This is a genomic window from Streptomyces hirsutus, assembly GCF_001418415.1.
In the GTDB taxonomy this organism is placed as follows: domain Bacteria; phylum Actinomycetota; class Actinomycetes; order Streptomycetales; family Streptomycetaceae; genus Streptomyces; species Streptomyces hirsutus.
Map to the genome: position 1 here is coordinate 1 of NZ_LIQT01000164.1, position 9028 is coordinate 9028.

A 9028-nucleotide genomic window follows, 5' to 3' on the forward strand; every position below is an offset into this window, starting at 1 on the left:
CGCCCGGCTGGCCCGGCGCGGCGGCGCGGACGAGGCCCTCGCCACCGAGGTGGCGGACGCCAACACCGGCCTCGCCGCACTCCAGCTCTGCCAGGCGGCCGGGGTGCCGCTGGGCGACCTGGTCGCGACGGCGGCCCGCGACGAGGCGCTGGCCGTGCTGCGCGGGGCGCCGGTCGCGGTCGACGTGATCTGCATCGACCGGGCGGGAACGGTGGTGGGCCGCAGTTCCGTGGCCTGAGGGAGGCGGGTCCGGCCGCCGGCCGAGCCGACGGGCCGGATCCGCTGCGACCGGGAGGGCCTGGCCCGCCTGTCGGGACGTCCGGCTCAGCAGGTGTGCCTCTCCCGCTCGGGCGAGTACAGGTGGCTGTCGCGGAACTGCTCCGCTCCCAGCGTCCTCCCGACCATGATCACAGCCGTCCGCAGCACTCCCGCGTCCCTGACCTTCCCTGCGATGTCGTCGAGCGTGCCGCGGATGATCAGCTCCTCGGGGCGGGAGGCGTATGCGACGACGGCGGCGGGGCAGTCGGCGCCGTAGTGCGGCAGCAGTTCGTCGACCACTCGGTCCGCGTACTTCGCCGCCAGGTGCAGCACGATCAGCGCGCCGCTGCGGCCGAGGGTGGCCAGGTCCTCGCCCTCCGGCATGGCGGTCGCCCGGTTGGCGACCCTGGTGAGGATGACGGTCTGCCCGACCGTCGGCACGGTCAGCTCCCGCTTCAGTGAGGCCGCCGCCGCGGCGAAGGCGGGCACGCCCGGGACGACCTCGTAGGGCACCCCTGCCGCGTCCAGCCGCCGCATCTGCTCGGCGACCGCGCTGAACACGGACGGGTCCCCGGAGTGCAGCCGGGCCACGTCCTGGCCCTCCTGGTGCGCCCGGAGCAGCTCGGCCGTGATCTCGTCCAGATTGAGCTGCGCGGTGTCCACCAGCCGTGCGTCGGGCGGGCATTCGGCCAGCAGCTCGCGCGGCACCAGGCTGCCCGCGTACAGACAGACCCCGCAGGCGGCGAGCGTCCGGGCGCCGCGCACGGTGATCAGGTCGGCGGCGCCGGGTCCGGCACCGATGAAGTACACGGTCATGTGTCTGCTCCTGCTGTTCCTGGTACGGCTTCTGACGAGTCGGACGTCTTGTGTACCGCCCACTGGGTCACCGGCATCGCCTGCCGCCACCCGGTGAAGCCGCCCACGGGCACGGCGTGCGCCACCGCCAGCCGCACCAGCTCGCCTCCGTGCCGCCGTCGGGCGTCGGCCAGCAGTGCCTCAGACTCCAGCGTGACGGTGTTGGCCACCAGCCGCCCGCCCGCGGGGAGCGCTTCCCAGCACGCGTCCAGCAGTCCGGGTGCGGTGAGCCCGCCGCCGACGAAGACGGCGTCCGGCCGCGGGAGTCCGGCGAGGGCCGCGGGCGCCGCGCCGGTCACCACCCGCAGCCCCGGCACGCCGAGCCGTTCCGCGTTGCGGACGATCCGCTCGGCACGGACGGGGTCGCGTTCGACGGTGACTGCCCGGCAGGCGGGGTGCGTGCGCATCCACTCGACGGCGATCGAGCCGGATCCGCCGCCGACGTCCCACAGCAGTTCGCCGGGGGCGGGGGCCAGGGCGCCGAGTGTGGCGGCGCGGACATGGCGCTTGGTGAGCTGCCCGTCGTGTTCGTACGCCTCGTCCGGGAGCCCTGGTACGGCGCCGAGGCGCAGGGCGCCGGGGGCGCGGCGGCATGCGACGGCGACGACGTTGAGGGGGTCGGGGCCGTCCCCCGGGTGCGGCGGTGGCCAGTCGTCGGCGGAGGTCTCCCCGGTCGTCCGTTCCCTGTCGCCGCCGAGCTGTTCCAGCACCCGCATCCGGCTCGGCCCGAAGCCGCGGTCCCGCAGCAGGGCGGCGACCTCGCCGGGGGTGGCGGCGTCCGCGCTGAGCACGAGCAGCCGCCGGCGGTCGTGCAGGGCGGCGGCCAGGCGTGCGGTGGGCCGTCCCACGAGCGTGACGACCTCGGTGTCCTCCAGGGGCCAGCCGAGGCGGGCGCAGGCGTAGGAGACGGACGAGGGGTGCGGCAGGACGTGCACGGAGCCGGCGCCGAGCACCTCGGCGAGGGTGCGTCCGATGCCGTAGAACAGGGGATCCCCGCTGGCCAGGACGGCGATCCGGCGACCGGCGTGGGCGGCGAGCAGGCCGGGGACCGCGGGCCGCAGCGGGGAGGGCCAGGGGACCCGGTCCCCGCCGCATTCCGGGGGCAGCAGGTCCAGCTGGCGGGGAGCGCCGATCACCACGTCCGCCCCGAGCAGAGCCTTCCGCGAGGTGCCGGGGATTCCCTCCCAGCCGTCGGCGCCGATACCGACGACGGTCACTGCGGCGGTCGGTGCGGGTCGGGCGGCGGTCACTGCTCGGTACCTCGGGGGTCGGGAGGACATCGGAGACGCACTCTACGGGGCGACGGCCTGCGCGGAGTCACTTGGGTGCACCTCGCCGAAGACCCTGTCGTTCCCTGTCCGCAACCACGCCACCACGCGTCAAGTGCGGGACGGGCGGGCGGCATCGGTGCCGTCGCCGTCACCGCCGGGCCGGGCCCGCCCCGGGCGTCCTGCCGGGCATGCGGCGTGCGGCGGGCGTCACACACACGAGGAGAACAAGATCACAACCGCACCCACTGCGCTCATCTGCCGACCTGCCCTAGCATCCGAGCATGACGGTCCTGCCTGACGACGGGCTCTCCCTGGCGGCCGAGTTCCCTGACGCGACGCACGAACAATGGCGGCACCTGGTGACCGGCGTGCTGCGCAAGTCGGGCAGGGACGTGCCGGACGCCGAGGCGGAGCATGCCCTGTCCACCGCGCTGGAGGACGGGCTGCGCGCCCGTCCCTTGTACACCGCGCGCGACCTCGCGCCCGACCCCGGTCTTCCGGGCTTTCCCCCCTTCGTGCGCGGTGGCCGCGCCGAGGGGAACACGGTGGGCGGCTGGGACGTGCGCCAGCGGCACACGGTGGCCGGCCGCGGTCCGGTGCTGGCCGATCTGGAGAACGGTGTCACCTCTCTGTGGCTGGTCGTCGGCGAGTCCGCCGGCATCCCGGTCGCCGCACTCGGCAGCGCCCTCGAGGGCGTGCACCTCGACCTGGCACCCGTCGTCCTGGACGCGGGCGCCGAGACCGGGCCGGCCGCGGCGGAGCTGCTGCGGCTCTACGCGGAGCAGGGTGTCACCGGCGAGGCGGCGCGCGGCAACCTGGGCGCCGACCCGCTGGGCCACGAGGCCCGCACCGGCCGGTCGTACGACACCGCGCCCGTGGCCGAGCTGGCCCGGTCGTGCGCGGCGCGCCACCCGGGGCTGCGGGCGCTGACCGTGGACGCACTGCCCTACCACGAGGCCGGGGGTTCGGCGGCGCAGGAGCTGGGCTGTTCCCTGGCGACCGGCGTCGCCTACCTGCGCGACCTGACCGCCGCCGGGCTGGACACGGTGCAGGCCCTGGGGCAGCTGGAGTTCCGGTACGCGGCGACCGCGGACCAGTTCCTGACCGTCGCCAAGCTGCGCGCCGCGCGCCGGCTGTGGGCCCGGGTGGCCGACGTCTGCGGGGCGCCCCGGGCCGGTGCGCAGCTTCAGCACGCGGTGACGTCGCCGGTGATGATGACGCGCCGCGACCCGTGGGTGAACATGCTGCGCACCACGGTCGCCACCCTGGCCGCCGGGGTCGGCGGCGCCGACGCGGTGACCGTGCTGCCGTTCGACGACGCACTGGGCCTTCCGGACGCCTTCGCCCGCCGCATCGCCCGCAACACCTCCACCGTCCTCATCGAGGAGTCGCATCTGACCCGGGTGATCGACCCCGCGGGCGGGTCCTGGTACGTGGAGCGGCTGACCGACGAACTCGCCCATGCCTCCTGGGAGTTCTTCCAGGAGATCGAGCGGGCGGGCGGGCAGGCGGCCGGTCTGCGCTCCGGCATGGTCGGCGAGCGGCTGGCACGGACCTGGTCCGTGCGCAGCGCGAAGCTGGCGGAGCGGCGGGAGCCGGTCACCGGGGTCAGCGAGTTCCCTCACCTGGCCGAGAAGCCGGTGGTGCGCGAGCGGGCGCCCGAGCCGCCGTCCGGAGGACTCCCCCGGGTGCGGCGGGACGAGGCGTTCGAGGCGCTGCGCGCCCGTTCCGACGCCCATCTGGCCGCGACCGGTGCCCGTCCCCGTGTCCACCTGGCCGCGCTCGGCCCGGCGTCGGCCCACACCGGCCGGCTCGCCTTCGCCGCCAACCTCTTCCAGACCGGTGGCATCGAACCCGTCACCGACGGCACGTTCGAGGAGAGCGGGGCGCGAGAGGTGTGCCTGTGCTCCAGTGACGCCGTGTACGAGGAGCAGGCCGGGGCCGCCGCCTCGGCCCTGCGCGAGGCGGGCGCCGGGCACGTGTTCCTCGCGGGCCGTCCGGGGCCGTACCCGGGTGTGGACACCTATGTCTTCGCCGGTTGCGACGCCGTCGCCGTGCTCTCCGCCGCGCTCGACCGTATGGGAGTGTCCTGATGTCCATCCCCGACTTCTCGGCGATCGAGCTGGGGGCGCCGGCCGCCGCCGTGGGCCCGGACGAGTGGCGTACGGCGTTCGAGAAGGCCGCCGGCGGGGACGACCTGTTGTGGGAGACCCCCGAGGGCATCACGGTCGGGCCGCTGTACACGGGGCGGGATCTGGAGGGCGTGGACTTCCTGGGCACCTTCCCGGGCATCGCCCCGTACCTGCGCGGTCCGTACCCCACGATGTACGTCAATCAGCCGTGGACGATCCGTCAGTACGCGGGGTTCTCCACGGCCGAGGAGTCGAACGCCTTCTACCGCCGCAACCTGGCGGCCGGCCAGAAGGGCCTGTCGGTCGCCTTCGACCTGCCCACCCACCGCGGCTACGACAGCGACCATCCGCGCGTCACCGGTGACGTCGGGATGGCGGGCGTGGCGATCGACTCGATCTACGACATGCGGCAGCTCTTCGACGGCATCCCGCTGGACCGCATGACGGTGTCGATGACGATGAACGGCGCCGTGCTGCCCGTGCTCGCGCTGTACATCGTCGCGGCGGAGGAACAGGGCGTGCCGCCGGAGAAACTGGCGGGGACCATCCAGAACGACATCCTCAAGGAGTTCATGGTCCGCAACACCTACATCTATCCGCCGAAGCCGTCGATGCGGATCATCTCCGACATCTTCGCGTTCACCTCGCAGCGGATGCCGCGCTACAACTCCATCTCCATCTCGGGCTACCACATCCAGGAGGCCGGTGCGACGGCGGACCTGGAGCTGGCGTACACCCTCGCCGACGGGGTGGAGTACATCCGGGCCGGGCGGGAGGCGGGCCTGGACGTGGACGCCTTCGCGCCCCGGCTGTCGTTCTTCTGGGCGATCGGCATGAACTTCTTCATGGAGATCGCCAAGTTGCGCGCGGCGCGCCTGCTGTGGGCCAAGCTGGTCGGGCAGTTCGACCCGAAGAACGCCAAGTCGCTCTCGCTGCGCACCCATTCTCAGACGTCCGGCTGGTCGCTGACGGCTCAGGACGTGTTCAACAACGTCACGCGCACGTGCGTGGAGGCGATGGCGGCCACCCAGGGCCACACCCAGTCGCTGCACACCAACGCCCTCGACGAGGCGCTGGCACTGCCCACCGACTTCTCGGCGCGCATCGCCCGCAACACCCAGCTGCTGATCCAGCAGGAGTCCGGCACGACGCGGGTGATCGACCCGTGGGGCGGCAGCGCGTACGTGGAGAAGCTGACGTACGACCTCGCCCGCCGGGCCTGGCAGCACATCCAGGAGGTGGAGCAGGCCGGCGGCATGGCGCAAGCCATCGACGCGGGCATCCCCAAGCTGCGCGTGGAGGAGGCCGCGGCCCGCACCCAGGCGCGGATCGACTCCGGGCGCCAGCCGGTGATCGGCGTCAACAAGTACCGGGTGGAGACCGACGAGCAGATCGACGTGCTCAAGGTCGACAACTCCTCGGTGCGCACGCAGCAGATCGCCAAGCTGCGGCGGCTGCGCGAGGAGCGGGACGAGACCGCCTGCCGGGACGCTCTCGACGCCCTCACCCGGGCCGCCGGCGGCGAGGGCAACCTGCTGGAACTGGCGGTGCGGGCGGCGCGCGCGAAGGCCACCGTCGGGGAGATCTCGGACGCCCTGGAGAAGGTGTACGGACGGCACGCGGGCCAGATCCGTACGATCTCCGGTGTGTACCGCAACGAAGCAGGCGAGTCGCCGCACGTGGACCGCACCCGGGAGGTGGTCGACGCCTTCGCCGAGGCCGAGGGCCGCCGGCCGCGCATCCTGGTCGCCAAGATGGGCCAGGACGGCCACGACCGCGGCCAGAAGGTGATCGCCACCGCGTTCGCCGACCTCGGCTTCGACGTGGACGTCGGCCCGCTGTTCCAGACCCCGGCCGAGGTGGCCCGGCAGGCCGTCGAGGCGGACGTGCACATCGTCGGGGTGTCCTCGCTGGCCGCCGGTCACCTCACCCTCGTCCCGGCGCTGCGCGAGGCGCTGGCCGAGGAGGGGCGCGAGGACATCATGGTCGTCGTCGGTGGGGTGATCCCGCCGCAGGACGTGCCGACGCTGCTGGAGATGGGCGCGGCGGCGGTGTTCCCGCCCGGCACGGTGATCCCCGACGCCGCCCGCGACCTGGTGGCACGGCTGGCGGCCGGCCTCGGACACGGCGACCTGTGAGCCGGTGACGTCATGGCCATCGACCTCGACACGTACGTCAAGGGCGTGCTGGACGGGAGGCGGGCGGTCGTCGCCCGCGCGATCACCCTCGTCGAGTCCACCCGCCCGCAGCACCGGGAACTGGCACAGCGGTTGCTGACCGAGCTGCTGCCGCGCAGCGGTCGGGCGCGGCGGATCGGCATCAGCGGGGTGCCGGGCGTGGGCAAGTCGACGTTCATCGACGCCTTCGGCACGATGCTGACCGGGCTGGGGCACCGGGTGGCCGTGCTCGCCGTGGACCCGTCGTCCAGCCGGACCGGCGGCTCCATCCTGGGCGACAAGACACGTATGGAGCGTCTGGCCGTCGATCCCGCGGCGTTCGTCCGTCCCTCCCCCTCGGCCGGCACGCTCGGCGGAGTCGCGAAGGCGACGCGCGAGTCGATCGTGGTGATGGAGGCCGCCGGCTACGACGTGGTGCTGGTGGAGACGGTCGGCGTCGGCCAGTCCGAGACGGCCGTCGCGGGCATGGTCGACTCCTTCCTGCTGCTCACCCTCGCCCGCACCGGCGACCAGTTGCAGGGCATCAAGAAGGGCGTGCTGGAGCTGGCCGACGTGATCGCCGTCAACAAGGCCGACGGCCCGCACGAGCGCGACGCCCTCACCGCGGCCCGTGAACTGGCGGGCGCGCTGCGGCTGATGCACGGCCAAGACGCCTTCTGGAGTCCGCCGGTGCTCAGTTGCAGCGCACGCGAATCGACGGGCCTCGACACCGTCTGGGAGCGTCTGGAGCAGCACCGGACACTGCTGGACTCCACCGGACGCCTCGCCGACAAGCGCCGCGCCCAGCAGGTCGACTGGACCTGGACCATGGTCCGCGACAAACTCCTGGGCCGCCTGTACGCCGACCCGGCCGTCCGGTCCCTCACCCCTCGTCTGGAACAGCAGGTGAGGGACGGCGAGTTGACGGCCACCCTGGCTGCCGGCCGGATCCTGGACGCCTTCGCGGGCAGCGGCGGCGCTCCCTCTCCGTCCGGTTCCCCCGGCGACTGACCACGCCGCGGGCCGGGCCCCGGAAGGTGGTCGGTACGGCCCGGACCGCCGGACGCGGAGAGGTTCACGGCCGCCCTGGGCGCTGAACCGCCGAGCACAGGACCACCCGGCCCCGGCGTCACTCGCGACGCTCTCCCCGATCGCCCGTTCTCCACCGGTACACCATGCCAAACGGCTTACAGAGCGACCCATTTGTCCAATATCTAGCAAATGGGCCAAACAATTGGAAACTACTCCACCCCGAAGACCGTCGCGAACGGACCGCAGCTCCGCCTTCGCCGCGTGGCTTCGGCCACGAGCGACGCTGTGGGCCACGGCGGGTGTGGCGGCCCTCGGCTTCCTCGTCGCGCTGGAGCTCTCCGCGCGCCACTACGGCCTACCGGGGCCGATCACCCCTCAGGCACGAGAGGTGATGTTCGCCCCCCCATTCGGGTCCGCTGCTGTACGCCGGTCCGGCGTTGACGATGGTGGTGCTCACCTGGCGGGAACGGCTCGTCGCGGTCGGTGCCGCGATCGGCATCGACGTCCTCTTCTGGCTGGTGCGGTGGGCGATCGACGCCGAAATGAACTTCGGCAACGGCGCGTTGTGGGTGNNGCCGTCGGTCTTGCGCTTGAACAGGTCGTACGCCGTCGGGGCCCGGTCGAGCGAGAGAGTGCGGGTCACCAGGTGGGACGCCTCGGTCCCGCCCGCCGCCCTCCGCTCCAGCGGCATCGGGACGCAGCGCTGCCCGTGCATCCGCGCCCCGCACGGTGGGCCCGTTGTCGATCACGGTGCCGAGCGGGAACTCGCCGACGGCGCACGCGCAGACGCCCGGGACACACACGGGGCCGACCGCGCGGCAGGCGTGGACGGCCTGACGCACGGTGGTGGGCCGGTCCGTCTGCAGCCGGAGCCGTTGCTCGGCCTGGTCGTACAGGTGCGTCGGACCGTGGCTGCGGGCTTCCGCGCCGACGACTTCGATGCACACGTCGGGACCGCGTCCGCCGGTGCGTTCGCGCGGCTCGGCGGCGACGTCCGTGGTGGTGCAGTCGATGGTGCCCACGCCGACGTACTGCTCGGTCATGGCCGGCCGTTCGGGAACGCGGTCGATGGAGACGCCCCGCTCGGCGCCGGGCAGGATCGGCGCCCTGGCCGCCCTCCGCCCCACCGCCCACACCCACCGCCGGCCGGCCCGGCAGCGCCCCCGTGCCACCGGCGAGCCCGGAGGTCCGGGTTCACGGTTCAATCCTCGGGCTTGACTGTTGACACCCTATTGCCGCCCCGACCATGATGATACTCCGTAGTATGAAACAGGAGCGAAATGAACTTCGAAGGTCAGGTAGCGGTGGTGACCGGTGCCGGTGG

Annotated in this window: 5 protein-coding genes and 2 pseudogenes; 5 read left to right on the top strand and 2 right to left on the bottom strand. The window is 73.3% G+C overall.

Features of this window, described 5'->3' with window-relative positions; genetic code table 11:
• Positions 1-238 (top strand): annotated as a pseudogene (locus AOK11_RS13095) (cobalt-precorrin-5B (C(1))-methyltransferase); the annotation flags it as partial.
• A gap of 86 nt (positions 239-324) precedes the next feature.
• Here AOK11_RS13095 and cobM read toward each other — a convergent pair.
• Together cobM and AOK11_RS13105 are read right to left on the bottom strand one after the other, a co-directional pair.
• Positions 325-1074, bottom strand: coding sequence for a precorrin-4 C(11)-methyltransferase (cobM, locus tag AOK11_RS13100; protein ID WP_055593864.1), 750 nt, complete (start codon positions 1072-1074; stop codon positions 325-327).
• Positions 1071-2363 carry a bifunctional cobalt-precorrin-7 (C(5))-methyltransferase/cobalt-precorrin-6B (C(15))-methyltransferase gene (locus AOK11_RS13105; protein WP_055593865.1) on the bottom strand — a complete coding sequence of 431 codons (1293 nt, stop codon included), beginning with the start codon at positions 2361-2363 and terminating at the stop codon, positions 1071-1073. Before AOK11_RS13105 ends, cobM begins: the two co-directional genes overlap by 4 nt.
• Before the next feature lie 302 nt (positions 2364-2665).
• On the opposite strand from AOK11_RS13105, the gene AOK11_RS13110 reads away from it, so the two are divergent.
• The 4 genes and pseudogenes from AOK11_RS13110 to AOK11_RS44820 form a co-directional block, all read left to right on the top strand.
• Positions 2666-4477, top strand: a complete 1812-nt coding sequence (locus AOK11_RS13110) for a methylmalonyl-CoA mutase family protein (protein ID WP_055593866.1) — start codon at positions 2666-2668, stop codon at positions 4475-4477.
• The gene (gene scpA / locus AOK11_RS13115; RefSeq protein ID WP_055593867.1) at positions 4477-6654 is read left to right on the top strand and encodes a methylmalonyl-CoA mutase; all 2178 of its coding nucleotides are present in this window, start codon (positions 4477-4479) and stop codon (positions 6652-6654) included. Before AOK11_RS13110 ends, scpA begins: the two co-directional genes overlap by 1 nt.
• Positions 6655-6666: 12 nt before the next feature.
• Positions 6667-7683: a methylmalonyl Co-A mutase-associated GTPase MeaB gene (gene meaB / locus AOK11_RS13120; RefSeq protein ID WP_055593868.1), complete on the top strand. Its 1017-nt coding sequence runs from the start codon at positions 6667-6669 to the stop codon at positions 7681-7683.
• A 223-nt stretch (positions 7684-7906) separates the two neighbouring features.
• Positions 7907-8276, top strand: a pseudogene (locus AOK11_RS44820) (DUF5933 domain-containing protein); the annotation flags it as partial.
• Positions 8277-9028: the final 752 nt, after the last annotated feature.